The 23,217-nt window shown below is 68.0% G+C and carries 23 protein-coding genes and 1 pseudogene; 15 read left to right on the top strand and 9 right to left on the bottom strand.

Annotation, left to right across the window (positions count from 1 at the left end):
- Positions 1–11 precede the first annotated feature (11 nt).
- Both hslU and hslV read right to left on the bottom strand, forming a co-directional pair.
- Complete coding sequence (gene hslU, locus IE88_RS0105370) at positions 12–1,316, bottom strand: ATP-dependent protease ATPase subunit HslU (RefSeq protein ID WP_031551264.1); 1,305 nt, start codon at positions 1,314–1,316, stop codon at positions 12–14.
- A complete protein-coding gene (hslV, locus tag IE88_RS0105365) occupies positions 1,313–1,849 on the bottom strand; it encodes an ATP-dependent protease subunit HslV (protein WP_031551262.1) in 537 nt (178 codons plus the stop codon). The genes hslU and hslV overlap by 4 nt, the downstream gene beginning before the upstream one ends.
- Positions 1,850–1,964: 115 nt before the next feature.
- Between hslV and IE88_RS0105360 the strand changes: the two genes are divergently transcribed.
- The 7 genes from IE88_RS0105360 to IE88_RS0105330 all read left to right on the top strand — a co-directional run bounded on the left by IE88_RS0105360 (position 1,965) and on the right by IE88_RS0105330 (position 6,587).
- Positions 1,965–2,852, top strand: coding sequence for an SDR family NAD(P)-dependent oxidoreductase (locus IE88_RS0105360; protein WP_036766630.1), 888 nt, complete (start codon positions 1,965–1,967; stop codon positions 2,850–2,852).
- A 194-nt stretch (positions 2,853–3,046) separates the two neighbouring features.
- A complete protein-coding gene (locus tag IE88_RS0105355; RefSeq protein ID WP_031551256.1) occupies positions 3,047–3,364 on the top strand; it encodes an invasion associated locus B family protein in 318 nt (105 codons plus the stop codon).
- Positions 3,365–3,485: 121 nt separating this feature from the next.
- Positions 3,486–4,103 carry an imidazoleglycerol-phosphate dehydratase HisB gene (gene hisB, locus IE88_RS0105350; RefSeq protein WP_031551254.1) on the top strand — a complete coding sequence of 206 codons (618 nt, stop codon included), beginning with the start codon at positions 3,486–3,488 and terminating at the stop codon, positions 4,101–4,103.
- 48 nt (positions 4,104–4,151) lie between these two features.
- Positions 4,152–4,781 carry an imidazole glycerol phosphate synthase subunit HisH gene (hisH, locus tag IE88_RS0105345; protein WP_031551252.1) on the top strand — a complete coding sequence of 210 codons (630 nt, stop codon included), beginning with the start codon at positions 4,152–4,154 and terminating at the stop codon, positions 4,779–4,781.
- Positions 4,778–5,509 carry a 1-(5-phosphoribosyl)-5-[(5-phosphoribosylamino)methylideneamino]imidazole-4-carboxamide isomerase gene (gene hisA, locus IE88_RS0105340; RefSeq protein ID WP_031551250.1) on the top strand — a complete coding sequence of 244 codons (732 nt, stop codon included), beginning with the start codon at positions 4,778–4,780 and terminating at the stop codon, positions 5,507–5,509. The genes hisH and hisA overlap by 4 nt, the downstream gene beginning before the upstream one ends.
- Complete coding sequence (gene hisF, locus IE88_RS0105335) at positions 5,506–6,270, top strand: imidazole glycerol phosphate synthase subunit HisF (protein WP_031551248.1); 765 nt, start codon at positions 5,506–5,508, stop codon at positions 6,268–6,270. Before hisA ends, hisF begins: the two co-directional genes overlap by 4 nt.
- A complete protein-coding gene (locus tag IE88_RS0105330; protein ID WP_031551246.1) occupies positions 6,267–6,587 on the top strand; it encodes a phosphoribosyl-ATP diphosphatase in 321 nt (106 codons plus the stop codon). The genes hisF and IE88_RS0105330 overlap by 4 nt, the downstream gene beginning before the upstream one ends.
- On the opposite strand, the gene IE88_RS0105325 is transcribed toward IE88_RS0105330, so the two are convergent.
- On the bottom strand, positions 6,584–7,576 hold the full coding sequence (locus tag IE88_RS0105325; RefSeq protein ID WP_031551244.1) for an adenosine kinase: 993 nt from the start codon (positions 7,574–7,576) through the stop codon (positions 6,584–6,586). The two genes, IE88_RS0105330 and IE88_RS0105325, sit on opposite strands and share 4 nt — an antisense overlap.
- A 17-nt stretch (positions 7,577–7,593) precedes the next feature.
- Here IE88_RS0105325 and IE88_RS0105320 point away from each other — a divergent pair, with 17 nt between their 5' ends.
- Positions 7,594–8,010 (top strand): hypothetical protein, encoded by a 417-nt coding sequence (locus tag IE88_RS0105320; protein ID WP_031551240.1) that lies wholly within the window; start codon positions 7,594–7,596, stop codon positions 8,008–8,010.
- Here IE88_RS0105320 and IE88_RS0105315 read toward each other — a convergent pair.
- The gene (locus IE88_RS0105315) at positions 7,997–9,694 is read right to left on the bottom strand and encodes an MFS transporter (RefSeq protein WP_156032394.1); all 1,698 of its coding nucleotides are present in this window, start codon (positions 9,692–9,694) and stop codon (positions 7,997–7,999) included. The two genes, IE88_RS0105320 and IE88_RS0105315, sit on opposite strands and share 14 nt — an antisense overlap.
- Before the next feature lie 179 nt (positions 9,695–9,873).
- Between IE88_RS0105315 and treF the strand changes: the two genes are divergently transcribed.
- Both treF and IE88_RS0105305 read left to right on the top strand, forming a co-directional pair.
- Complete coding sequence (gene treF / locus IE88_RS0105310; protein WP_081871454.1) at positions 9,874–11,583, top strand: alpha,alpha-trehalase TreF; 1,710 nt, start codon at positions 9,874–9,876, stop codon at positions 11,581–11,583.
- 76 nt (positions 11,584–11,659) lie between these two features.
- Positions 11,660–12,820: an O-antigen ligase family protein gene (locus tag IE88_RS0105305; RefSeq protein ID WP_031551231.1), complete on the top strand. Its 1,161-nt coding sequence runs from the start codon at positions 11,660–11,662 to the stop codon at positions 12,818–12,820.
- Positions 12,821–12,824: 4 nt separating this feature from the next.
- On the opposite strand, the pseudogene IE88_RS18665 reads toward IE88_RS0105305, so the two are convergent.
- A pseudogene (locus IE88_RS18665) lies at positions 12,825–14,569 on the bottom strand (DUF885 domain-containing protein).
- Positions 14,570–14,883: 314 nt separating this feature from the next.
- Here IE88_RS18665 and gntA point away from each other — a divergent pair.
- Complete coding sequence (gntA, locus tag IE88_RS0105295; RefSeq protein WP_031551228.1) at positions 14,884–15,561, top strand: guanitoxin biosynthesis heme-dependent pre-guanitoxin N-hydroxylase GntA; 678 nt, start codon at positions 14,884–14,886, stop codon at positions 15,559–15,561.
- On the top strand, positions 15,558–16,139 hold the full coding sequence (locus tag IE88_RS0105290) for a DUF1989 domain-containing protein (protein WP_031551225.1): 582 nt from the start codon (positions 15,558–15,560) through the stop codon (positions 16,137–16,139). Before gntA ends, IE88_RS0105290 begins: the two co-directional genes overlap by 4 nt.
- Positions 16,140–16,151: 12 nt before the next feature.
- Here the strand turns inward: IE88_RS0105290 and IE88_RS0105285 are convergent, their stop codons facing one another.
- Positions 16,152–16,427: a hypothetical protein gene (locus tag IE88_RS0105285; protein WP_031551222.1), complete on the bottom strand. Its 276-nt coding sequence runs from the start codon at positions 16,425–16,427 to the stop codon at positions 16,152–16,154.
- 251 nt (positions 16,428–16,678) lie between these two features.
- Between IE88_RS0105285 and IE88_RS0105280 the strand changes: the two genes are divergently transcribed.
- Positions 16,679–17,608, top strand: coding sequence for a LysR family transcriptional regulator (locus IE88_RS0105280; RefSeq protein ID WP_036766628.1), 930 nt, complete (start codon positions 16,679–16,681; stop codon positions 17,606–17,608).
- Between the two features lie 53 nt (positions 17,609–17,661).
- Here IE88_RS0105280 and pnp read toward each other — a convergent pair whose 3' ends face one another.
- The 3 genes from pnp to rpsO form a co-directional block, all read right to left on the bottom strand.
- Positions 17,662–19,782 (bottom strand): polyribonucleotide nucleotidyltransferase, encoded by a 2,121-nt coding sequence (pnp, locus tag IE88_RS0105275; protein ID WP_031551204.1) that lies wholly within the window; start codon positions 19,780–19,782, stop codon positions 17,662–17,664.
- Between the two features lie 154 nt (positions 19,783–19,936).
- On the bottom strand, positions 19,937–21,130 hold the full coding sequence (locus IE88_RS0105270) for a glycosyltransferase family 4 protein (RefSeq protein ID WP_031551203.1): 1,194 nt from the start codon (positions 21,128–21,130) through the stop codon (positions 19,937–19,939).
- 72 nt (positions 21,131–21,202) lie between these two features.
- Entirely contained in the window at positions 21,203–21,472 is a 270-nt protein-coding gene (gene rpsO / locus IE88_RS0105265) for a 30S ribosomal protein S15 (protein ID WP_031551200.1), read from the bottom strand.
- A 160-nt stretch (positions 21,473–21,632) separates the two neighbouring features.
- Here rpsO and motA point away from each other — a divergent pair, with 160 nt between their 5' ends.
- Complete coding sequence (gene motA / locus IE88_RS0105260; protein ID WP_031551196.1) at positions 21,633–22,499, top strand: flagellar motor stator protein MotA; 867 nt, start codon at positions 21,633–21,635, stop codon at positions 22,497–22,499.
- Position 22,500: 1 nt separating this feature from the next.
- Entirely contained in the window at positions 22,501–23,217 is a 717-nt protein-coding gene (locus tag IE88_RS0105255; RefSeq protein WP_031551194.1) for a flagellar hook-basal body complex protein, read from the top strand.

Genomic DNA, 23,217 nt, shown 5'->3' with positions numbered 1-23,217 from the left:
GGCCCGATCCCTCAGAGGATGAATTTCGACAGGTCGGCATTGCCCGCCAGCCCTTCGAGGCGCGCCTCGACGAAGGCCTTGTCGACGGTCACGGTCTCGCCCTTGCGGTCCGCCGCTTCGAAGGAGACCTCTTCGAGCACGCGTTCGAGGATGGTGGCGAGGCGCCGCGCGCCGATATTCTCGACATTGGCGTTCACCTGCGCCGCCGTGTCGGCGAGGGCGTCGATGCCGTCCTCGGTGAATTCCAGCGTCAGCCCCTCGGTCTCCATCAGCGCCTTGTACTGCTTGAGGAGGCTCGCATCCGTATCCGTCAGGATGGCGCGGAAATCCTCGCGCGTCAGGGCCGACAGCTCGACCCGGATCGGCAGGCGGCCCTGAAGCTCAGGGAGGAGGTCGGAGGGCTTGGCGGTGTGGAAGGCGCCCGAGGCGATGAAGAGGATGTGGTCTGTCTTCACCTGGCCATGCTTGGTCGCGACCACCGCGCCCTCGATCAGGGGGAGGAGGTCGCGCTGCACGCCCTCGCGGCTGACATCGGCGCCCTGGCGGTCCGAGGACTTGGCGACCTTGTCGATCTCGTCGAGGAAGACGATCCCGTCATTCTGCACGGCCTCCAGCGCCTCGGCGGTGATCTGCTCGTCGTCGAGCAGCTTGTCGCTCTCGTCGGCGATCAGCGGCTCATAGGCCTCCTTGACGGTCATCTTCTTGGTCTTGGTGCGTCCGCCGAACGCCTTGCCCATCATGTCGGACAGGTTGATCATCCCGACCGAGCCGCCCGGCATGCCGGGAATGTCGAAAGTCGGCATGGAGCCCGTATCCGAGACCTCGATCTCGACCTCGGCATCGTCGAGCGTGCCTTCGCGCAGGCGGGTGCGGAAGCTCTCGCGCGTGGCTTCCGAGGCCGTCTCGCCGACCAGCGCGTCGATCACGCGGTTCTCCGCCGCCTCGCGCGCCTTGGCCTTCACCTCCTCGCGCCGCCGGTCGCGCACGAGGCCGATCGCGACCTCGACGAGGTCGCGGACGATGGAATCGACGTCCCGGCCGACATAGCCGACCTCGGTGAACTTGGTCGCCTCGACCTTCACGAAGGGCGCGTCGGCGAGTTTGGCCAGCCTGCGCGAGATCTCGGTCTTGCCGACGCCCGTCGGGCCGATCATCAGGATGTTCTTGGGCGTCACCTCCGAGCGCAAGAGCCCGTCGAGCTGGCGGCGGCGCCAGCGATTGCGCAGCGCCACGGCCACGGCGCGCTTGGCGTCCTTCTGCCCGATGATGAAGCGGTCGAGTTCCGCGACGATGGTCTTGGGGGTGAGGTCGCTCATGCTTCGATCGTCTCCAGGGTCAGCCTGTCATTCGTGTAGACGCAGATGTCGCCCGCGATCTTCATCGCCTTGCGCACGATCTCGTCCGCGGGAAGGTCCGTGTTCTGATAGAGGGCGAGGGCCGCGGCCTGCGCGTAGTTCCCGCCCGAGCCGATGGCGATGACGCCGCCGCCGTCCTGCGCCTCGGGCTCGATGACGTCGCCGAGGCCCGACAGCATGAGGGTGGTGTCCTTGTCGGCGACGATCATCAGCGCTTCGAGGCGCCGCAGATAGCGGTCCGTGCGCCAGTCCTTGGCAAGCTCGACGCAGGCGCGGGTCAGCTGTCCCGAATATTGCTCGAGCTTGGCTTCGAGCCGTTCGAGCAGGGTGAAGGCGTCCGCCGTCGCGCCTGCGAAGCCCGCTATGACCTTTCCGTCCGCCAGGCGCCGCACCTTGCGGGCATCGCCCTTGGAGACGGTGTCGCCCATCGAGACCTGCCCGTCGCCGCCCACGGCGACGGTTCCGTTGCGGCGGACGGCGAGTATCGTTGTCATAGAGGCTCCGGATCTGCGTGCGGGTCAGGTGGGGATCGTCCTGCTAGGCCGAAACCCCGGCGCGGAAAACAGCTCCGGCGCTTGCCGGCGGCTCCATCCGGCGTAGCTTCCCGCCATGACGGATCATTCTGCCAAGACCTTCATCGTGACCGGCGCCAATACCGGCGTGGGGCTGGAAACCGCGCGCGGCCTCGCTCGCGCGGGCGCGCGTGTCCTATTGACCGTACGCAGCGCGAAGAAGGGGGAGGCCGCGCTCGACGAGCTGCGCCGCGATACCGGCAGCGACAAGCTGAGTTTCGTAATACTCGATCTCGGCAGCTTCGGCAGCATCGAGACCGCCTCGGAGAAGCTCTCCGAGCGGTGCGACAGGATCGACGGCCTCATCAACAATGCCGGGCTCGGCGCGGCGAGCGAGGGGCGGACCGAGGACGGCCTGCCGCTCGTCATGGGCGTGAACTATATCGGCCCCTTCCTTCTGACCCGGCGCCTGCTTCCGCGCCTTCTCGAAACGGCGCGCCAAGAGGGGCAGGCGCGGGTGGTCAATGTCTCTTCCCTCGCGCACCGCTTCGCGCGCCGTTTCGATCCCGAGAACCTCCTGCCGGACCCCCGCCCGAGGGCGCGGGACGCCTATTCGGAAAGCAAGCTTGCCAATCTGCTGCACGCGCGGGAGCTGGCGCGTCGCCATGGCGGGGAAGGGCTGCATGCCCATGCGGTGCATCCGGGCTTCGTCGCTTCCGACTTCGGACGCGCGGAGCATTTCCCCGGTCCCTGGCAGCTCGTCTTCAAGGCGACCCGGCCCTTGCAGATTTCGCCCGCAAAGGGCGCGCGGCCGTCCCTCCATGCGGCATTGTCGGAGGAGGCGGGCCGGACGAACGGGCTCTACTGGACGAAGGCCACGCCTTCCGATCCCTATCTTCCCGAAGATGCGGAAACCGTTCAGGCGCGTCTCTGGGCAGAGACCGAGGCCTTGATCGAGGCGGAGCGCGGCAGCGCGTCAGCTTGAGGCCGCAACTCTGCCGAACGATGCATGAATTTGCCCGCCTTTTGACAAGATTTGAGGTGCTTTGTGTGTGCGTAGAGAACAGAATAAGGTATTTTTTGGATTAACGTTTCCGTGACTTTAACTCTACCGGGCGGCGCCATAGCTTCTTGGAGACGGCGGCGAGACCCCGCCGCAGCGAACTGAAGGAGACTTCGATGACCCGCTTTCTGACCGCTTCCGCCTCCGCCCTGGCGCTCACCTTCGCCGGCGCCGCCTTCGCCCAGGACACCGAGACGGACATGCTTCCGCCGGTCCAGGACGATGAGACGATCACCCAGGAAGAGAACAGCTGGGACGAGCAGGCGACCGAAGACGAATACATGGAGCCTCAGGGCGACGCCAATTACGACATGGGCGAGCCGATCGAAGAGGAAGAAGACCTCTATGCCGACGAAGTCGAAGGCGACGAGGTCGAGCCCGAAGAGGGCGAGCTCTTCGAGGACGAGGAAGGCTACGAGGACCCCGACCTCTAAAGCCTGCCGCCCATCCCTGCACCGGACGCCCCCGCCGAAAGGCGGGGGCGTTCGCGTTTTGCGCGGAGTGTCTTTATAGGAGGGATGCGCCTCCGGGCGCGGCGAAGGAGACGAGACCGCAATGCCCCTCGATACAGCGACCCCGGCCAGAAGCGCCGAGCGCAGCCGCAAGACCAAGGAGACGGACATCACCGTCCGGATCGACCTCGACGGCACGGGCCATGCGGATGTCGAGACCGGAATCGGCTTTCTCGACCACATGCTCGAAGGCTTCGCCAAGCATGCGCTGTTCGACCTTCACGTGCGGACCAAGGGCGACCTTCACATCGACGGGCATCACACCACCGAGGATACGGGCATCGTCATGGGCCTCGCGCTCAAGGACGCGCTGGGGGACATGGGCGGCATCACCCGTTTCGGCTCGGCCTATATCCCGATGGACGAGACGCTCAGCCGCGCCGCCGTCGACATTTCGGGCCGCCCCTATCTGATCTGGAAGGCGCAGTTCACGCGCGACAAGATCGGCGACATGGACACCGAGCTCTTCCGCGAATGGTTCCACGCCTTCGCGATGAATGCCGGCCTGACGCTCCACGTCGAGACCCTCTATGGCGAGAACAACCACCACATCGTCGAGAGCTGCTACAAGGCGCTCGCCCGCGCGCTCAAGCAGGCGGTGACGCCCGAGCCGCGCCTTGGCGGCGCCGCCGCCTCGACCAAGGGGTCCTTGGGGTCCTGAGACACCTTCGCGCTTGCTCTGCGGGCGCGAACCGCTAGTCCTCGCCGCATGTCAGTCGTCTGTCTCATCGATTACGGCTCCGGGAACGTGCATTCGGCGCGCAAGGCGCTGCTTCATGCCGCAAGCGAAGCGGGCCGGGGGCAGGAGGTCGTCCTGTCCTCCGATCCCGAAACGATCCGGTCCGCGGACCGCCTGGTCCTGCCGGGCGTCGGCGCCTTTGCGAGCTGCATGGGCAGGCTCGAAGCGGCGGACGGCGTGATCGCGGCGCTGCGCGAGGCGGTCTCTTCGGGCCGCCCCTTTCTCGGCATCTGCGTCGGCATGCAGCTTCTGGCGGACAGGGGGCTCGAGCATGGCGACACCAAGGGCCTCGGCCTCATCGGCGGCACCGTCCGGCCGCTTGAAACCGGCGCGCTCGCCTCGCCGCATATGGGCTGGAACACGGTCGCGCCCGCAGGCGCGCCTCATCCGCTCCTTCCGCCAGAAGGCGACGCCTATTTCGTTCATTCCTACTGCTTCGACCCCGCTGACCCGTCGGATGTCGCGGCCGAATGCGATTACGGCGAGCGCTTCCCCGCCATGGTCGCTCGCGGCAATGTCGCGGGCACGCAGTTCCACCCCGAGAAGAGCCAGGGCTTCGGCCTGAGCCTTCTCCGAAACTTCCTGGAGTGGCGCCCGTGACTTTCGAACTCTGGCCCGCCATCGACCTCAAGGGCGGCGAATGCGTGCGCCTTCTGCATGGCGACATGGCGCGGTCGACGACCTATGCGAAGAGCCCGGCGGCCCAAGCCTGGCGCTTCCGCGATGCGGGCTTCGACCGGCTGCATGTCGTGGACCTCGACGGCGCCTTCGCGGGGCGGCCCGAGAACGCGGAAGCGGTCCGCGCCATCCTCTACGAAACCGACGCCAAGGTGCAGCTCGGCGGCGGCATCAGGGACCGGGAGACGATCGAGAACTGGCTGGAACTCGGCCTCACCCGCGTCATCCTCGGCACGGCGGCGGTCAAGGACCCCGCCCTCGTCAAGGGCGCGGCCAAGGCGCATCCGGGGCGTATCGTCGTCGGCATCGATGCGCGAGACGGCATGGTCGCGACCGAGGGTTGGGGCGAGGCCTCAGAGCTGACCGCCGAGGACCTGGCGCTTCGTTTCGAAGACGCAGGCGTCGCCGCGATCATCTTCACCGATATAGGCCGCGACGGCGCGCTTACCGGCGTCAACGTCGAGGCCACGGCCGCGCTCGCGCGCAGGCTGAGCATTCCCGTCATAGCCTCGGGCGGCGTGCGCGACGTAGACGACATCAAGGCGCTGAAGCTGCACGAGGAAGACGGCGTGGCGGGCACGATCCTCGGGCGATCCTTGTACGAAGGAACGATTCACCCGGCGGAAGCGCAGGCGGTGGCGGCGGCATGACGCTCAAGGCCCGCATCATCCCCTGCCTCGACGTCGCCAATGGCCGCGTGGTCAAGGGCGTCAATTTCGTGGACCTGCGCGATGCGGGCGATCCGGTGGAGGCCGCCGCCGCCTATTCCGATGCGGGCGCGGACGAGATCTGCTTCCTCGACATCACGGCCAGCCATGAGGGGCGGGACACGCTTCTCGACATGGTCACCCGCACGGCGGAGCGGGCCTTCTGCCCCCTGACGGTCGGCGGCGGCGTGCGCTCTGTCGAGGGGCTGCACGCGCTGCTTGCCGCAGGGGCGGACAAGGTCGCGATCAATTCGGCCGCCGTGCGCGATCCCGCCCTCATCACCGCTGCCGCGCGCGATGCGGGCAATCAATGCGTCGTCGTCGCGATCGATGCGAAGCGGGTGGAGGAGGGCCGCTGGGAGATCTTCACCCATGGCGGCCGCACCCCGACCGGCATCGACGCGGTGGAGTTCGCGCGCGAGGCGGCGGACAGGGGGGCTGGGGAGATCCTGCTCACTTCGATGGACCGCGACGGCGTGCGCTCGGGATACGACCTCGCGCTGACCCGCGCCGTGGTGGATGCCGTCTCGGTCCCCGTCATCGCGTCCGGCGGCGTCGGCACGCTCGATCACCTCGCCGAAGGCGTGCTCCAAGGCGGGGCGAGCGCGGTGCTCGCGGCCAGCATCTTCCATTTCGGCGACCATACGCTGGACGAAGCCAAGCGGCACATGGCGCAAAGGGGCATCCCGGTGAGGCTGACATGAGCACGATCGGACAGGCGCTCGACGCCCTGATGGCGACGGTCGAGGCGCGCAAGGGCGCGGACCCCGAGACCTCCTACACGGCAAGCCTGCTCAGCGCCGGCCCCGCTCGCTGCGCCAAGAAGCTCGGCGAGGAGGCGGTCGAAGCCGCGCTCGCAGGCGCTCTTCAGGACGAAGAAGAGCTGACCGCCGAAGCGGCCGACCTCCTCTACCACCTCGCCGTGCTCCTCGCCGCCAACGATGTCGGCTGGGACCAGGTGGCGAGAGAGCTCGAAGGCCGGACGGGGCAGTCCGGCCATGAGGAAAAGGCGAGCCGTTAGAGGAGGCCCGCTTCCTTGCCGAGCGCCTTGAGGCTCTTCTCGGGGCGCGGGCCCATATGGCTGATCACCTCGGACGCGGCGAGCGAGCCGAGCTGGGCGCATTTGGCCAGCGGCCAGTCGCGCGTGAAGCCGTAGAGGAAGCCGCCCGCATAGGCGTCGCCCGCGCCGGTGGTATCCACCAGCTGCTCGGGCATGACCGCCGGAACCGCCTCGGGCTCGGCGTCCGGGCCGAAGACGATGGAGCCATGCTCGGAGCGCGTGACGGCGGCGAAGGGCACGAGGCCGCGCAGCGCTTCGACCGCCGCATCGACAGTGTCCGTCTTCGTCAGCGCCATCGCCTCGTCCTCATTCGCGAAGAGGAGGTCGACGCCTTCCTTCAGGAAGGCCATCAGCCCGTCATATTGCCGCTCGACCACGCCCTTGTCGCACAGGGTCAGGGCGACCTTGCCGCCCGCCTCGCGGGCGGCCTTGGACGCCTTGGCGAAGGCGTCGCGCGGATCGTAGCTCTCGAAGAGATAGCCTTCGAGATAGGTCACCGCCGCGCTCTTGATCTCGTCCTCCGCCACGTCGCCCGGCGCGACATGCCCGGCGGCGCCGAGGAAGGTCGCCATGGAGCGCTCGGCATCGGGGGTGACCGAGATCAGGCAGCGGCCGGTCGGGATGCTGTCATGGACGCCCGTGTCGAAGGCGACGCCGATCTCGCGCATCGAGGTCCGGTAGACCTCGCCCAGCGCATCGTCGCCGACCTTGCCGACGAAGCGAGCTCTCCCGCCGAGGCTTGCGAGGCAGGCGACCGAATTGCCCGCAGAGCCGCCCGCGACTTCGGCGGTCGCGGCGAGAGCGCCGGTGATCTCTTCGGCCTTGGCCGTGTCGATCAGCACCATGCCGCCCTTGGGCACGTCGTGCTTCGCCAGAAAGGCGTCATCGGTGTGCCCGAGCACATCCACGATTGCGTTGCCGACGGCGATCACGTCTATTTCGGTGGTCATCTGGAGGAGCCCCGTTCTTGTCCTTCTTTCGCGTCATAGCCGTTCCCGCCCTCGCCGCAACGGCGCTTGCCGCCTGTTCCACGACGACGGCGCCCGAACCCCTCGCGCCGGTCACCACGCGCAGCGCCGCGCCCGCAGCGCCGGTCATGGCCGCGCCCGTCCGGCCCGTGCGGGTGCCGGGGCCTTCGCCCGACACCTTCATCGGCCGTCCGGTGGATGCGCTCGAAGCGCTTCTGGGCGAGCCGGACCTCGTGCGGCGCGAAGGGGCGAACGAGTTCCGCCGCTATGACGTCACCGATAGCTGCCGCGCCTATGCGGTGGTGATGCCGGCCGGCGGCAATGTGGCGAGCCTGACGACGGGCCATGCCGTGCAGGGCGTCGAGGCGCCCGCCTTCGAGGATTGCACCGCCCGCGAGGTCGTCACGGGCGCTTGAGGGCGGCGCTGCGCGCCCGGCGGATCCACTCGATCACGCTGGCCGCGACGCCCAGAAGGCCCAGAAGCGCGGTCAGGATGAAGACATAGGCAAAGCCGCGCTCGTCGATCAGCTCGCCGAGCAGGCCGCGCCCGAGCACCGCGACGAGCAGGCTCAGCGAGGCGAGGATCGCGTATTGCACGGCGGCGTAGTGCTTGTTCACGAGGCCGGAGAGATAGGCGACATAGACGACGCTCGCGATGCCGACGGCCAGGTTCTCCGCCGCGATGACCAGCATCAGGCGCCCGAGGCGGTCGCCGATCTGCACGTCGTCCACCGCCAGCAGGTTCACTACCCAGTTGAGCGCCGGGAAGATCGTGTCGAGCCGCAGCGCCGCGATGAAGGCATCCGTATAAGCCGCATCGAGCGCGAGGTCGGCATAGAGGAGGTTCGTCGCCGCGGCGAGCACGGCGCCGACGACGAGCGCGGGCATCTGGCCGAGCAGCTTCAGCATCGCGCCGCCCACGCCGACCCCGGCAATGGTCATCAACACGCCGAAGGTCTTGGAGGCGGCTGCCACCTCGATCAGCGAATGGCCGAGGCCGCCATTCACCTCGGGCGCGCCGAGATAGAAGGGATAGGCGAAGGCGCCCCAGACCCCGTCCGCATAGCGGTAGAAAAGGACGAGGAAGACGATGGGGATCAGCGCGAAGCGGAAGCGGCTGACGAGGTCGATGAAGGGCTCGAGCAGGTTGCGGTAGAGCGTGTCGAGCGGCCCGGTGCTCATCGCATGGTCGTGCAGCCGCTCGCCCGTCTTCCGCATCACGCCGATGGCGGCGAGGATGGGCGCGAGAAGGCAGGCCGCGACGATGACGGGCCCCGCATAGAGCGTGAAGTTCCGCGTGCTCGCCGACGGGTCGAGCGCGAGGATGTATCCCATGAAGCCGAGCACAACGGCGAGGCTGAGGCCCCATGCGCCGAGCACCGGCAGAAGGAAGCGCCGCCGCTGCGCCGGGCTCAGCGAGCCGCCGAGCACGATGGGCTGGTCCTGCGCCGCCTCTTCGGCATCGACCGCAGGGTCGGGCACGAAGAAGACGGCGGCGAAGCACACGCCCACGAGGCCCGCGATCGCCCACCATGCCGCATCCCAGCTCGCGTTCTGGGCGATGACGAAGGCCACGGCCGCCCCGAAAAAGGCCGCCGTGCGATAGGAGAACTGCTCGATGGCGACGAGGCCGTTCAACTCGTCCTCGTCTTCGGCGATCCGGATGCGCCAGCCGCCGATGGCGATATCCTGCGTCGCCGAGGCGAAGATCGCGATCAGCGACAGGAAGGCGACGAGGCCGAGGCTGTTCGTCGGGTCGAGATTGGGCAGCAGGAACAGGACCGGCGTGATCAGGCCGAGGCTCAGGAGGATCCAGGAGCGCAGGCGGCTCATCCCCCGGATGCGGCCGAGCCCCGGCGGGCTGTAGGCCCCGAGGAGCGGCGACCAGAGGAACTTGAAGACGTAAGGCAGGCTCGACATCGAGAAGACGCCGATCGACTTCGCATCCACCTCATAGGCGGTGAACCAAGCGATGATCGTGCCGGTGAAGACCGCATAGGGCAGGCCCGAAGCAAAGCCCAGGACCGCCATGGCCGCGCGCTTGCCGAGCGTGAATCCGGTCCGTCGAGCGGCAGGCGCCGCCATGTCAGTGCTGCTCATCGAAGTCTCCGAGGCGCCGAGGCTAGCCGACTGAGCGGGCGAAGGGTTAACGCCATCCTAAAGCCTCGGACATGTTTCTGGCGCTACCGCCTTCGGCTACTTGAGCGCGTGTTCGCGGCTTTGCCGCTCACGGGGTAGGCGGCATGGTTCGGAGTCGGCGGATAAAGAGGATGGGCAGGATGACGACGCAGCGGAAGAGATTTCGAAATCTGATCGGAAGCGTTCTGTCGAGCGGGCTCCTCCTTTCGGCCTGCGCCACTCCCTCACAGCAGCCGGTCGATGCCGAGGCGCTGCCCGCACCGGCGGCTGCATCACCTCTTGCCCCGCCTTCGCTCGCCTTTCCGGGCCTGTTCCAGGCCGTGGCGCTGTCCGGCCTCTACGAACCCAAGGACTGGGCCGATGCGCGGCCTTTGGCCGAGCCGGAGGCGATCCTGGCGGAGTGGGAGGCGATCGGCGCGCCGCGCGACAGGACCCGGCTGCGCGGCTTCGTCGAGGCGAATTTCGAACTGCCGGGCGAGGTCGCGGCCGATCCCCTCGACCTACCCGAGGACCGCACGCTCGAAGAGCATATCGACCTCCTCTGGCCGGTGCTGACGCGGGAGGCGACGGGCCTAGTGGCCGAGGACGGCTCGCTCCTGCCGCTGCCCGAGCCCTATATCGTGCCGGGCGGGCGGTTCCGGGAGGTCTATTACTGGGACGCCTATTTCACCATGCTCGGCCTGAGCGGCGAGGCGGAAGCGCTTCGGGCGGACATGGTCGAGAACTTCGCGAGCGAGATCGACGCCTATGGTTTCGTGCCGAACGGCAACCGCACCTATTATCTCAGCCGCTCCCAGCCGCCCTTCCTCTTCGCGATGATCGCCCTTCTGGACGAAGACGATCCCGCCAGCGCATGGGCCGCGCATCTCGACACGCTGATGGCGGAATACGATTTCTGGATGGAGGGCGCGGAGGGCCTCGCGCCAGGGAACGCATCGGCCCGCGCCGTGCGGCTGGCGGACGGAGCGGTCCTCAACCGCTATTGGGATGCTCGCGACGTGCCGCGCGACGAGAGCTATCCCTACGATGTCCGCACCGCCGCCAGGACGGCCCGGCCCTCGGCGGACGTCTATCGCGACCTGCGCGCCGCGGCGGAGAGCGGCTGGGACTTCTCCTCGCGCTGGTTCGGAGAGGGGAGCGATCTTGCCAGCACCCGGACGACGCGCATCCTGCCGATCGATCTCAACGCGCTTCTCTTCGGCCTCGAAGAGGCCATCGCGGGGGGCTGCGAGCGGGCGGGGCGGCCCGGTTGCGCGGCCCGCTTCGAAGCGGCGGCCGCCGCGCGCCGGGAGGCCATGAGCGCGCATCTGTGGGACGGGGCGAGCGGCCATTTCGCCGATTACGATCTCGATGCGGGCGGCCCCACCGGCCGGCCGAGCGCCGCCATGCTCTACCCGCTCTTCTTCGGCGCCGCGACGCAGGAGCAGGCCGACAGTACCGCCGATGCGGCGATGCGGCTTCTGCTCGCGCCGGGCGGAATGCTCGCCACGCCCCGCTGCACCGAGGAACAGTGGGATGCGCCCAATGGCTGGGCGCCCCTGCAATGGATCGCGGCGGAAGGGCTGTCCCGCTATGGCGAGGACGCGCTCGCCGAAGAGGTCGCGGCCCGCTGGGTGCGGACGGTCGCCCTGGCGTTCTGCGAGACCGGCAAGCTCGTCGAGAAATACGACGTCATGCGGCCCCGGCCCGGCGGGGGCGGCGAATATCCGACGCAGGACGGCTTCGGCTGGACCAATGGCGTGACCGCGGCCCTGATCGAAGAGCGTCCCGCCCTCGCGCCGCTCGGGCAGGTCAGGGTGCTCGGCGATGCGGCGGCCTGCGCCGGGGCCGTGAGCGAGGCAGTGCGTTAACGCAGCCTAAAGTCGCGCGCTGTTCTGTGGCCCGAGCGCCGCGGGAGCGATCATGAGTTTCACGAGACGAGCTGGGATGGCGATCCGTCTTCTTGCGGCGATCCTGCTGCCGGTGGTGCTGGTCTTCTCCCATCGCAGCGTCACCATGATCGCGCTGCTGGCCGGGCTTGCGGGCCTCTTCGCGCTCAGGGGCTACCGCCCGCCGATCTGGGGGCTGATCGCTCTTCTCCTCACCGGCTACGCCGCGGCGAGCGCGCTGTGGTCGCCCTATGGCGATGCGGCCTCCTGGCCCCTCTACCTCCTGCTTCTGGCGCTGACGGGCGTGGGCCTGGCCCGCTCGGAGGACGCGGTTTCCACGCGCGTCTTCGTCGCTGCGGGCGCCTTGTCACTCCTCCTCCTCGGGCTCGAAGCGGCGACGGGCGGAGTGCTGCGAGACCTCGTTCCGCCGGACAACCGCCCGGACAAGGACGATGTGTCGACCGCGCGCGGAATCGGCATCGCGGTCAGCCTCGCCCCCGGCATCCTTCTCGCGCTGGTGCGCCAAGGGCACCGCCTCCTCGCGCTCGGCCTCGGCGTCCTTCTCCTTTTCGCGTCGAGCCGCTTCGGGATCGCCGCCAATCTCCTCGCAGCGCTCGCAGGCCTTCTTTGCGCAGGCCTCGCCTATGCCGCGCCGCGGCGGACCCTGCGCCTCCTGACCCTGGCCGCCTTCGCTGGCTTCGCGGCGATGCCGATCCTCTCGGTGCTCCTGCCGCCGGCCGACGAGATGGCGAGTTGGACCGCCGGTCCCGCCTCCTGGCGCCAGCGCCTCATCATCTGGAAGACGATCTGGCCCGCCGTCACCGACAGCCCGCTCACCCTTCTCTTCGGCCACGGCGTCGAGGCGAGCCGGGTCTTGGGCGAACAGGCCGGGCGGATGGTGCTGGCAGGGGTCGATGTGCGGCTCGATCTCGTGCCGACCCATCCGCACAACCTCTTCCTTCAGATCTGGTACGATCTGGGCCTCATCGGCGTCGCTCTGACCCTCTGCGCCCTCGGCCTCGGCGCGCGCAGCCTCGCCGACGAGGCGGACGACCGGGGACGGACGGCCGCCGTGGCCGCATTGTTCGGCGCCACCCTCGTCTTCGCCTCCGTCGAGACGAGCCTCTGGACCCTGTGGCGCGTGGCGGCGCCCATGCTCGGCGCCTGGCTGATTCTGGCCGCGGCCCGCATCCCCGCGCGGCCGCGGAAGCGCGGCTGACGGTTCAGCCCGCCCGCCGCTCCTCGATCCACTCGTCGATGCGCGCTTCCAGAACGGGCAGGGGCATCGAGCCGTCGAGCAGCACCGCGTCGTGGAAGGCGCGGATGTCGAAGTCATCGCCCAGCGCCTCTTCGGCGCGCGCCCGCAGCTCCAGGATCTTCAGCTGGCCGAGCTTGTAGCTCGTCGCCTGTCCCGGCCAGACCGAATAGCGCTCGACCTCGCGGGTGACGGCGGCGCGCGTCTCGCCGGTATGCTTGACCATCCAGTCAATGGCCTCCTCGCGGGTCCAGCGCTTGTCGTGCAGGCCGGTATCGACGACCAGGCGCCCGGCGCGGAACAGCTCGGACTGCAACCGGCCGAGCTGGCCGAGCGGATCGCCCTCATACATGCCCATCTCGTCGGCGACCTTCTCGGCATAGAGCGCCCAGCCCTCGCCATATTCGGAATAGAACATCATGTTCCGAAGGAGCGGCATGTCCTCCACGTCCTGTTGCAGGGCGATCTGGAAGTGATGGCCCGGCACCGCCTCGTGATAGGTCAGCGTCTTGAGCGTGTAGCGCGGCCAGTCCGACGTGTCCTTGAGGTTGATCCAGTAGATCCCCGGCCGCGTGCCGTCGAGGCTCGGGCTCGTGTAATAGCCGCCCGGCGCCGAATCCTGCTCGTAGACCGGGATGCGCCGCACCTCGACCGCCTGCGGGGGCAGGGTGCCGAACCAGTCCGGGGCGAGGGCGTTGATCTGATCGACCTGGCCGCGCAGGGAGGCGAGCAGCTCTTCCTTCGCCTCGTCCGTATTGGGATAGATCATCTCGGGTCTTCGGCGAGCTGCTGGAAGCGCTCTCCCGCGGTGCCTCCGGTGATCCCCATCTCCTCGAAGATGGCGTTCATCTCCGCCGAGATCCGCTCGACTTCGGACAGGCCGAGCTCATGCACTTCGGCGGCCGTCATGCCCGAGGCGCCATAGCTGTCGAGGGCGTGCTGGTAGAAGGCCGCGCCCCCGTCGAGGCGCCACACGCCCGCATCCTGCCCGGCCGCATCGCGCAGGGACAAAAGCGCCTCGCGCAGGTCCGCATAGGCGGGATAGACGACGCGCTCGACCGCGGCTTCCGCATCCTGCGCCAGCCGGCCGCGCTCTTCCGCGCTCAGATCGCCGATGCCGGACAGGCCGCTTCGGAAATGGGTCACGAGCGGATGCTCGCCTGCGGGCGCCTCCGTCAGCGTCTCGATCGAGCCGGCAGCGCCCGTCAGCGCGAAGACCGGCGGGACCACGCCGCGTTCCGCATCCAGCAGCAGGCTGTCGCGGGTCTCCGCCAGCGCCCGCCCGATCTCGCGCAGGCGGGCGATATAATCCCGCGCTTCCTGCGGCGTGGTCAGCGGCTGTTCGGTGAGGAGCAGGCGCGGCAGCTCGATATGGGGGCCCGAAAGCTGCGTGACGATATAGGGCGGGTTCGAGCCCAGGACGGCGCCGCCGCCGAAATCGTACTGGTTGCGCGCCGCAGCCGTTTCATAGGCGTTCAGAAGCACGTCATAGGTGACGAGCGCCGTGCCCGACAGCGCTTCGCGGTCGATCCCCTGAAGGTCGCGCAGGAACTGGTCGTTCAGCTCCAGCGCCTCGTCCCGGGCGAGCGGCGAGTAGTCGCGCAGGCGCGCGCCATAGCCCTCGCCGCCGATATCGGTGCTGACGCCGAGCGAGGTCGCAGCCTCCGGCGCCCGCTCAAGAACGGTGCGCGCATGCCGCTCGGCGAGCGCCATCAGCGCCGCGTTCTGGGAGGCGTAGGCGGTGTCGCTCGCGGCGGCCTCCCGGACCGCCGTCCGGCCCTGCTCGGCCGATTCCGCCTGTTCGGTGCTGCAGGCGGGAAGAGCCATGATCGCGCCGCTGCCAAGAAGGGCGGCCAGGAGCAGTCGTTTCGTCATCGTGATGCGCCTTCCATTCGGTCGCGCCCTTGTAGCGAAGCATGGGGAGTGCGTGAAGCAGCGCCATCCGGGGCCGAATTCCTTCCCGAAAACAAGAAGGAACTTCCTTTCGAGCGATCTGTTGACGGAGTCCGCTGCGACAGGCCCCTTCGATGAGCAAGACCCCGCCCGCTCCCAAACCCGTGACCGCCTTCCGGGATTTCATCGGTGGCCGGGACTTCCCCTGCGTCGGCGCCAAGTCGGCTCTCGGCAAGGAGCAGCTGACCCATCTCGTGCTCGAGGACATGGCCTCGGAGGGGGAGGACAGGCGCCTGCTGCGCGCCTTTTACGGCTTCGTCGACAACTACCGCCAGAATCCGGCCCTGTTCACGAGCTTCGCGGTCAGCTGGCGCGGGCCGCGGGGGTTGAGCGAGCGGGCGTTCGAAGCGCTTCTGTGGGAGCGTCTCCGGGCCCTGCACCGGCTCGACCGGGGCGAGCATGACTGGGACGAGCGGGTCGATCCCGATCCGGACAGCCCGCATTTCTCGTTCTCGCTGCGCGAGGAGGCCTTCTTCGTCGTCGGCCTGCATGACGGGGCGAGCCGGATGGCGCGGCGGTTCTCCTATCCCACCCTCATCTTCAACCTGCACGACCAGTTCGAGAGGCTGCGCGAGGAAGGGCGCTATCAGAAGCTGCACGACACGATCATGGCGCGGGACGAGGCGCTTCAGGGCGAGCCGAACCCGATGATCGCCCGCCACGGCGAGGCGCCCGCCGCGCGGCAGTATTCGGGCCGCAAGGTCGACGAGGACTGGGAATGCCCCTTCTCCCCGGCTAGCGAGCAAGGATGACCAACCGCATCCCGCCGCGCAGCGGCACCGCATTCACGCTTTCCGCCGGGCAGCATCTGACCGTGATCGATCCCGAAGGCGGGCAGGTCTCGGACCTCGTCGCCTTCGCGCGGGACGACGTCGCCGAGTTCCTGTCCAACGGACGGACCTTCGATTACGGCGAAAGCATCAAGGTCGCGGGCGAGGGAACGGTGTTGTGGTCGAACCGGTCCCGCAAGATGCTCACGATCACGCGGGACGATGTGGGCGTGCACGACTTCCTGCTGACACCCTGTTCCAAGGAGATGTGGGGGCTCCTCTACCCGGAGGAGCCGCCGCATAGGGGCTGTCTCGGCAATCTGGCCGAGGCGCTGGAGCCTTACGGTGTCACGCGGGATCAGGTGCCGACCGCGTTCAATGTCTTCATGAACGTGCCGGTGCGGCCCGACGGCTCTCTCAGCGTCGAGCCGCCGGTGTCCAAGGCCGGAGACGCGCTGACCCTGCGCGCCGAGATCGATCTCGTGATCGGCCTGACCGCCTGCTCGGCGGGCGCGTCGAACGGCTATGTCTACAAGCCGATCGACTGGATCGTCGAATAGCGCTCTCGCGCTTCAGAAATTCGCGCGCCGCTCTTCGGGAACGCTGCGCAGGGCCGCGCCGAGACCGATGGCGAGGTGCAGGCTCACGAAGCCGAGCAGGGTGATCGTCGCCGCCGCGATGAGGGCGAGCGTGCCCAGGCGCGGGTCGATGAGGAAGCCGAAGCTGACCAGCGCTGCGGTGACCAGAAGGACGGTCGCCGTCATGAGCGTCGAGAGAAGCCAGCGCTCGGTTCCGGCAGCGGGCGTTGCGGACAGCGCGGGGGCGGCGGTGTGCGGGAAGGCATGCATGATGGCATCTCCTTTTCTTGTCGGACGGACGCGGCCGATCGGTTCGGCCGCGGCGGCGCCGGTCCCGCCCCGGCCGGGAGAGCCCGGCGAGCGCGAGAGACCATTGCCTTTCGCACTGCAACATAAACGCTTCCCGGCGCCGCTCAACGCGTGGTAGGGCAAGACACTCGTGACCTCGCGTCATGAATGGAGCGGGAAAACCGTCACATTCATGCGCGAGCCCACGGGGACAGGGCAGCTCGGGGACAGGGATGGACAGTCTCGGGGAAATCAAGGTCTTCGCCGAAGTCGTCCGGACGGGCAGCTTCGCGGGCGCCGCCCGCGCCCTCGCCATTACTCCCTCCGGCGTGAGCCGGACTCTGGCGCGTCTCGAGGAGCGCCTGGGCGTCCGCCTCCTCAACCGGACCACGCGCTCTCAGACCCTCACCGAGCCGGGAACGCTGCTCTACGAGCGGGCGCTGCGCATTCTCGAAGAGGTCGAGGAGGCCGAGACGATCGTCCGGGACCATAGCGGGCAGCTCAAGGGCAGCCTCAAGGTCGCCGCTACCGATGCGTTCACCATCCTCGTTCTCGTGCCCTTCCTGCGCGAATTCCTCGACCGTCATGAGGGGCTGTCGGTCACGCTGACCCATGGCGACGGCGCGATCGACATGCTGGGAGAGGGCGTCGATCTCGCCATCCGCTTCGAGCGTCCGACCAATGCTGGATTCGTCTCGCGCAAGATCGTGGACGACCCTTACGTGCTCTGCGCTTCGCCGGATTATCTCGCCCGCTGCGGGCAGCCGGAGCGTCCCTCCGATCTCGCCCGCCATGCCTGCCTGACGGTCCATGCGCGCGGGCGGACCAGCGACCGCTGGAGCTTCGCGAAGGACGGCCAGACCGAAACGCTGCACGTGAAGGCGCGGTTTTCCGGCATCGGCCTCGCCGTGCGGGAGGCGGCGCTGGCGGGGCTCGGGATCACGCGCCTCGCCCATTACGTCGTGCGGCCGGAAATCGAGAACGGCACGCTGGTGCCGCTTCTCGAGGATTACGTGCTGGGCGAGGACCGGGCCATCCATGCGGTCTATCCGAGCCGCGAGTTCCTCGCTTCGAAGACGCGGGTCTTCATCGACGAGCTCTGCGAGTTCAGCCGCAGGTCCGCGCCGAGGCTGTCGGAACGGGCCGGGCGCGAGGCGGGCTGAACGAGAAAGGGCGCCCCGCGGGGCGCCCTCCGGACATTCGGGAAGAGGACCGCTCAGTCCTTCTTCTCTTTTTCCTTGCCGGTCTCCTGGTCAACGACCTTCATCGACAGCTTGACCTTGCCGCGATCGTCGAAGCCGAGAAGCTTGACCCAGACCTCGTCGCCTTCCTTGACGACATCGGTGGTCTTCTCCGGGCGGCCTTCGTCGAGCTGGCTGATATGCACCAGGCCGTCACGCGGGCCGAAGAAGTTGACGAAGGCGCCGAAGTCCATCGTCTTGACGACCTTGCCCTTGTAGATTTCGCCGATCTCCGGTTCGTCCGTGATCGACTTGATCCACTTGACGGCCGCGTCGATGTCCTTCTGGTCGGAGGAGGCGACCTTGATCACGCCCTCGTCGTCGACATTGATCTTGGCGCCCGTCTGCTCGACGATCTCGCGGATCACCTTGCCGCCGGCGCCGATGACGTCGCGGATCTTCTCTTTCGGGATGGTCAGCGTCTCGATGCGCGGCGCGAATTCGCCGAGTTCCTCGCGGCTCTCGCCGAGGGCCTTGTTCATTTCGCCGAGGATGTGCATCCGGCCGTCCTTCGCCTGGGCGAGGGCGGTCTTCATGATGTCCTCGGTGATCCCTGCGACCTTGATGTCCATCTGGAGGCTGGTGACGCCTTCGGACGTGCCGGCCACCTTGAAGTCCATGTCGCCCAAGTGGTCCTCGTCACCGAGGATGTCGGACAGGACCGCATGCCGATCGCCTTCGAGGATCAGGCCCATGGCGATGCCGGCCACGGCGCGCTTGATCGGCACGCCCGCATCCATCATCGCGAGCGAGGAGCCGCAGACCGTCGCCATGGAGGACGAGCCGTTGGACTCGGTGATCTCCGAGACGAGGCGGATGACGTAAGGGAACTCGTCCTGGTCGGGCAGGACCGCCTTCACCGCGCGCCATGCGAGCTTGCCGTGGCCGATCTCGCGGCGGCCCGGGCTGCCCATGCGGCCGGTCTCGCCGACCGAATAGGGCGGGAAGTTGTAGTGAAGGAGGAAGTTCTCCTTATAGGTTCCCTGAAGCGCGTCGATGAACTGCTCGTCGTCCGCCGTGCCGAGGGTCGCGACCACGATGGCCTGCGTCTCGCCGCGGGTGAACAGGGCCGAGCCGTGCGTGCGGGGCAGGATGCCCACTTCGCCGAGGATCGGGCGGACCGTCTTGGTGTCGCGTCCGTCGATGCGCGGCTTGCCCTCGATGATCGCGCCGCGGACGACGTTCGATTCGAGCTCCTTGAGCAGGCTCGACAGGATCTGCGCGTCGATGCCGTCGGGGTTCTCGTCCGAAGCGGCGAGCTGGTCATGCGCCTTCTGCTTGGCGGCCGACAGGGCGGCGACGCGCTCGGACTTGTCCTGGATGCCGTAGGCGGCGCGGATGTCCTCGCCGACCAGGCCTTCGACCTTGGGCATGTGCTCGGAGTGATCCGGCGGGGTGTAGTCCCACGGCTCCTTGGCGCACTGCTCGGCGAAGGCGATGATCAGGTCGATGACCTCGCGGCTCGCCTCGTGGCCCTTCATGACCGCGCCGAGCATGACGTCTTCGGAAAGTTCCGACGCCTGGCTCTCGACCATCATGACGGCGTCCTGCGTGCCGGCCATGACGAGGTCGAGATCCATGTCGCCGACTTCGTCGACGGCCGGGTTCACGACATATTCGCCGTCCTTGTAGCCGACGCGCGCCGCGCCGATCGGGCCCATGAAGGGGATGCCCGAGATCGTCAGCGCGGCGGAGGCGCCGATCATCGCGACGATGTCGGGATCGTTTTCGAGGTCATGGCTCATGACGGTGCAGACGACCTGCACCTCGTTCTTGAAGCCCGGCGCGAAGAGCGGACGGATCGGCCGGTCGATGAGGCGGCTCGTCAGCGTCTCCTTCTCGGAGGGACGGCCTTCGCGCTTGAAGAAGCCGCCGGGGATGCGGCCCGCGGCATAGGTCTTCTCCTGGTAGTTCACGGTGAGCGGGAAGAAGGACTGGCCCGGCTTCGCCTCGCGCTGACCGACCACGGTCGCGAGAACGGAGGTGTCGCCATAGGTGACGAGAACGGCGCCGTCCGCCTGCCGCGCGATGCGGCCCGATTCGAGGGTCAGCTCCCGGCCTGCCCACTCGATGGTTTTCTTGGTGATGTCGAACATGAAATTCGTCTTTTGGTTGTCCGCGGAAGCCGGATTGCCCCCGCGCTTTGGGGTTCGTTTCTGATCGCTTACGAACTGGGGCGCTTGTGAACCGCGTGCGCCGCCGATGCAACCGCGAGGGGGATGAGGGATCGTCAAGCGCCCTTAGCCGGCCTCAGAGGCAGGGGGCGAAGAGCCCTTCGAGCGTTTCGGCGAGCTTGCGGATGTCGTGCCGGGCCTCGACGCGCCGGCGGCCCTCCTTGCCCTTTTCGGCAAGGGCGCGGGGCGTGGCTTCGAGGCAGGCGCGCACCGCGCCGCGGATATGCTCGACCGAGCCCGCGGGGAAGATCCAGCCGCAGCGCTCGTCCAGCAGTTCGGGAATGCCCGCGATATAGGTCGACAGGGCCGGGCGCTCCATCGCCAGCGCTTCCATGATGACGATGGGCAGGCCTTCGGCGAAGCTCGGCAGGAGGAGGGCGCGGGACTGGCCGATCCGCGTCCGCACTTCGGCATTGGAGGCCCAGCCGGTCAGCTCGACATGCCGCTCGAGGCCGAGCCGCGCGACCTCGCCCTCGATCTCGCCGCGCGTCTCGCCATCGCCGATCAGCACGACCTTGAGGTCCGGATAGTCCCGGGTCAGCGGCGCGATCGCCTCGGGAATGAGCGTCTGGCCCTTTTGCGGGCACAGCCGCCCGACGCAGACGAAGGTGTTGCTGCTGTCGGGCGCGCCCATGGGCGCGAAATCCGACAGGTCGATGCCGCAGCGGGCGATATGGATCTTGTGCCGGTGCTGCATGCCGCCCCAGCGCATGAGCTGCATCTTGGAATAGTGGCTGATCGCCACGGCGAAGGCGGCGTGCTCGACCTTGAGGTCGTAGCGGTTGGATTCCGGATCGGTGAACTCGTCCGGGCCGTGCGCGGTGAAGCTGTAGGTCGGCCCGCCCATCAGGCGGCACAGCATGGCGACGGCCGGGGCATTATTGCTGAAATGGCAATGCAGATGCGTGACGCCGTCGGCGGCCGTGCGCTGCTTGAGATAGGCCGCTTCGGCGAGATAGGCGCTCGGACGGACGATTCCGTCGACACCCGTGGCGAGTTCGCGCAGGGCGCGGCCGGCCCGCGCGACGCCAGCGCCGTTCGCGGCGAACTCGGCGGCCAGGGCCCTGCCGAGGCCGGCGGCATTGCCCGTCAGGACGTATTGGGTCGCTTCCTGCTCGGCGCGGTCGGCGGGGTCGACCAGCTCCTGGTCCCAGCGCCGCACGGCATAGCGGGTGACCGGCACCCCCCGTTCCTCGAGCGCGTGGATCTCGCGCCGGATGAAGGTGCCGGACGTTACCGGATAGGTATTGAGGAGATAGCCGAGGCTCACGCTCTGTTCCGTCCGGTCAAGAAAACGCCCGGCGCGCTGCGAAAAGCGTGCCGGGCGGGAAAGCGGGGGCGCTTAGCGGCGCAGGCCGAGGCGGGTGATGAGGTCGCGATAGCGCTCTTCGTTCTTGCCGCGCACGTAATCGAGCAGGCGGCGGCGCTGGCTGACCATCTTGAGGAGGCCGCGGCGCGAGTGGTTGTCCTTCTTGTGCTCCTTGAAGTGCTCGGTGAGGTTGTTGATCCGCTCGGTGAGGATCGCGACCTGCACTTCGGGGCTGCCGGTGTCGCCTTCGCCGCGCGCATATTCCTGCACGAGCTCGTTCTTGCGGTCCGCAGTGATGGACATGGTTCTTTCTCCGTGCGCCGTGTTCTCATGTCCCGCGCCGGGGCGCCGTCCAGCGGGGGGAAGCGCGCAGCTAGCGGAGGCATCGAAAAGGCGCAAGCCGCAGCGAAATCCTAAGCCGCGTTAACCAGTCGGCAACTTCGGGTTGCGTACACCGCAACCTATGATAGCGATCCTTGGACTTGGCGTCACCGTTTGCATGGTCTTCGGCGGATATATCCTCGCCGGGGGCAAGCTTTCCATCATTCTGCACTCGCTGCCCTTCGAGATGATGATGATCGGGGGGGCGGCCACCGGCGCCTTCCTGGCCGCCAACGACTTCTCGACGATCAAGCATGCGGGCGCGGATCTCCTGGCGGTCATCAAGGGGCCGAAATGGAAGAAGCAGGACTACCAGGACCTGCTCTGCCTGATGCACGAGCTTCTCGCCGTGCTCCGCGACAGCCCCGTCGAGATCGAGGCCCATATCGAGGATCCGGAGAACTCGGCGATCCTCGCGCGCTACCCGAAGATCCAAGGCGATCCGGCCGCGGTCGAGATGATCTGCGACACAGTCCGCTCGATGACGCTGCAATTCGACAACGCCTTCCAGGTCGAGGAGATGCTCGAAAAGCAGCTCTCCCAGATGAAGGAAGACAGCCTTCACGGGGCGCATGCGCTCTCCAATGTGGCCGATGCGCTGCCCGCCCTCGGCATCGTCGCGGCCGTCCTCGGCGTCATCAAGACCATGGCCTCGATCGACAAGCCGCCCGAGGTCCTGGGGCAGATGATCGGCGGCGCCCTCGTCGGCACCTTCCTCGGCGTCTTCCTCGCCTACGGCATGGTCGGCCCCTTCGCCGCCCGCGTGAAGTCGGTCCGCGAGGAAGAGCATTCCTTCTACGGGCTGATCCGCGAGGTCCTCGTCAGCTCCCTGCACAGCCATCCCGCGCCGATCTGCGTCGAGGTCGGCCGCCGCAACGCCCCTCACAAGATGCGCCCCTCCTTCCAGGAGATGGACGATGCGATCCGTGAACTGAAGAAGGTGGCCTGACATGTCCGACGCGATCACCGCCAGCCTGTCCCGCCAGACCGGCCTCCTCAAGGAGCTCTCCGTCCTCGCCGGGAACATCGCCAATGCCGGGACCGCAGGGTTCAAGCGCGAGGCGTCCGTCTTCACCGAATACGTCAACGCCGACCTCGCGCCGGGCGGGGTCGCCATGGGGGCTCTTCGCGGCCGCTATGCGGTGATGGAGGAGGGGGCGCTGGTGGAGACCGGCGGCACATACGACCTCGCGCTGACGGGCGAAGGGTTCTTCGGCATCCAGCGGGACGGCGAAGTGCTGCTCACCCGCGCGGGCCGCTTCCAGACCGATATGGAAGGCCGGCTGATCACGGCGCGAGGCGATCTCGTCCTCGACGAGGGCGGCGGCGCCATCGAGATCCCGCAGGAGGCCGCAGAGGTCGTCTTCAGCCCCGACGGCACTCTGTCGGCGGACGGCCTCGCCATCGCGCAGATCGGCGTCTTCGACGCGCCGCAGGCCTCGATGAAGCGGGTCGGCGACACGCTCTGGCGGCCGGAGGGCGGCTATGCCCCGCGCGAGGACGCGCAGCTGCGCCAGGGCTTTCTCGAGCAGTCCAATGTGAACCCCGTCGCCGAGATGGCGCGCCTGGTCGAGGCGCAGCGCCTCTTCGAGGCCGGCCAGAATCTCATCGAAACCGAACACCGCCGCATGGACGCGCTTCTGCGTGCCCTCAACGAGTTGAGATAG

Origin of the sequence: Parvularcula oceani (assembly GCF_000733125.1) — a bacterium.
GTDB lineage: Bacteria > Pseudomonadota > Alphaproteobacteria > Caulobacterales > Parvularculaceae > Parvularcula > Parvularcula oceani.
This window is presented reverse-complemented; position numbering and strand designations above follow the sequence as displayed.

Excerpts from the sequence above, each read along its gene's own strand:
- hslU (WP_031551264.1), bottom strand. The coding sequence starts at position 1,316 with ATGAGCGACCTCACCCCCAAGACCATCGTCGCGGAACTCGACCGCTTC.
- hslV (WP_031551262.1), bottom strand. The coding sequence starts at position 1,849 with ATGACAACGATACTCGCCGTCCGCCGCAACGGAACCGTCGCCGTGGGC.
- IE88_RS0105360 (WP_036766630.1), top strand. The coding sequence starts at position 1,965 with ATGACGGATCATTCTGCCAAGACCTTCATCGTGACCGGCGCCAATACC.
- IE88_RS0105355 (WP_031551256.1), top strand. The coding sequence starts at position 3,047 with ATGACCCGCTTTCTGACCGCTTCCGCCTCCGCCCTGGCGCTCACCTTC.
- hisB (WP_031551254.1), top strand. The coding sequence starts at position 3,486 with ATGCCCCTCGATACAGCGACCCCGGCCAGAAGCGCCGAGCGCAGCCGC.
- hisH (WP_031551252.1), top strand. The coding sequence starts at position 4,152 with ATGTCAGTCGTCTGTCTCATCGATTACGGCTCCGGGAACGTGCATTCG.
- hisF (WP_031551248.1), top strand. The coding sequence starts at position 5,506 with ATGACGCTCAAGGCCCGCATCATCCCCTGCCTCGACGTCGCCAATGGC.
- IE88_RS0105330 (WP_031551246.1), top strand. The coding sequence starts at position 6,267 with ATGAGCACGATCGGACAGGCGCTCGACGCCCTGATGGCGACGGTCGAG.
- IE88_RS0105325 (WP_031551244.1), bottom strand. The coding sequence starts at position 7,576 with ATGACCACCGAAATAGACGTGATCGCCGTCGGCAACGCAATCGTGGAT.
- IE88_RS0105315 (WP_156032394.1), bottom strand. The coding sequence starts at position 9,694 with ATGAGCAGCACTGACATGGCGGCGCCTGCCGCTCGACGGACCGGATTC.
- treF (WP_081871454.1), top strand. The coding sequence starts at position 9,874 with ATGACGACGCAGCGGAAGAGATTTCGAAATCTGATCGGAAGCGTTCTG.
- IE88_RS0105305 (WP_031551231.1), top strand. The coding sequence starts at position 11,660 with ATGGCGATCCGTCTTCTTGCGGCGATCCTGCTGCCGGTGGTGCTGGTC.
- gntA (WP_031551228.1), top strand. The coding sequence starts at position 14,884 with ATGAGCAAGACCCCGCCCGCTCCCAAACCCGTGACCGCCTTCCGGGAT.
- IE88_RS0105290 (WP_031551225.1), top strand. The coding sequence starts at position 15,558 with ATGACCAACCGCATCCCGCCGCGCAGCGGCACCGCATTCACGCTTTCC.
- IE88_RS0105285 (WP_031551222.1), bottom strand. The coding sequence starts at position 16,427 with ATGCATGCCTTCCCGCACACCGCCGCCCCCGCGCTGTCCGCAACGCCC.
- IE88_RS0105280 (WP_036766628.1), top strand. The coding sequence starts at position 16,679 with ATGGACAGTCTCGGGGAAATCAAGGTCTTCGCCGAAGTCGTCCGGACG.
- pnp (WP_031551204.1), bottom strand. The coding sequence starts at position 19,782 with ATGTTCGACATCACCAAGAAAACCATCGAGTGGGCAGGCCGGGAGCTG.
- rpsO (WP_031551200.1), bottom strand. The coding sequence starts at position 21,472 with ATGTCCATCACTGCGGACCGCAAGAACGAGCTCGTGCAGGAATATGCG.
- motA (WP_031551196.1), top strand. The coding sequence starts at position 21,633 with ATGATAGCGATCCTTGGACTTGGCGTCACCGTTTGCATGGTCTTCGGC.
- IE88_RS0105255 (WP_031551194.1), top strand. The coding sequence starts at position 22,501 with ATGTCCGACGCGATCACCGCCAGCCTGTCCCGCCAGACCGGCCTCCTC.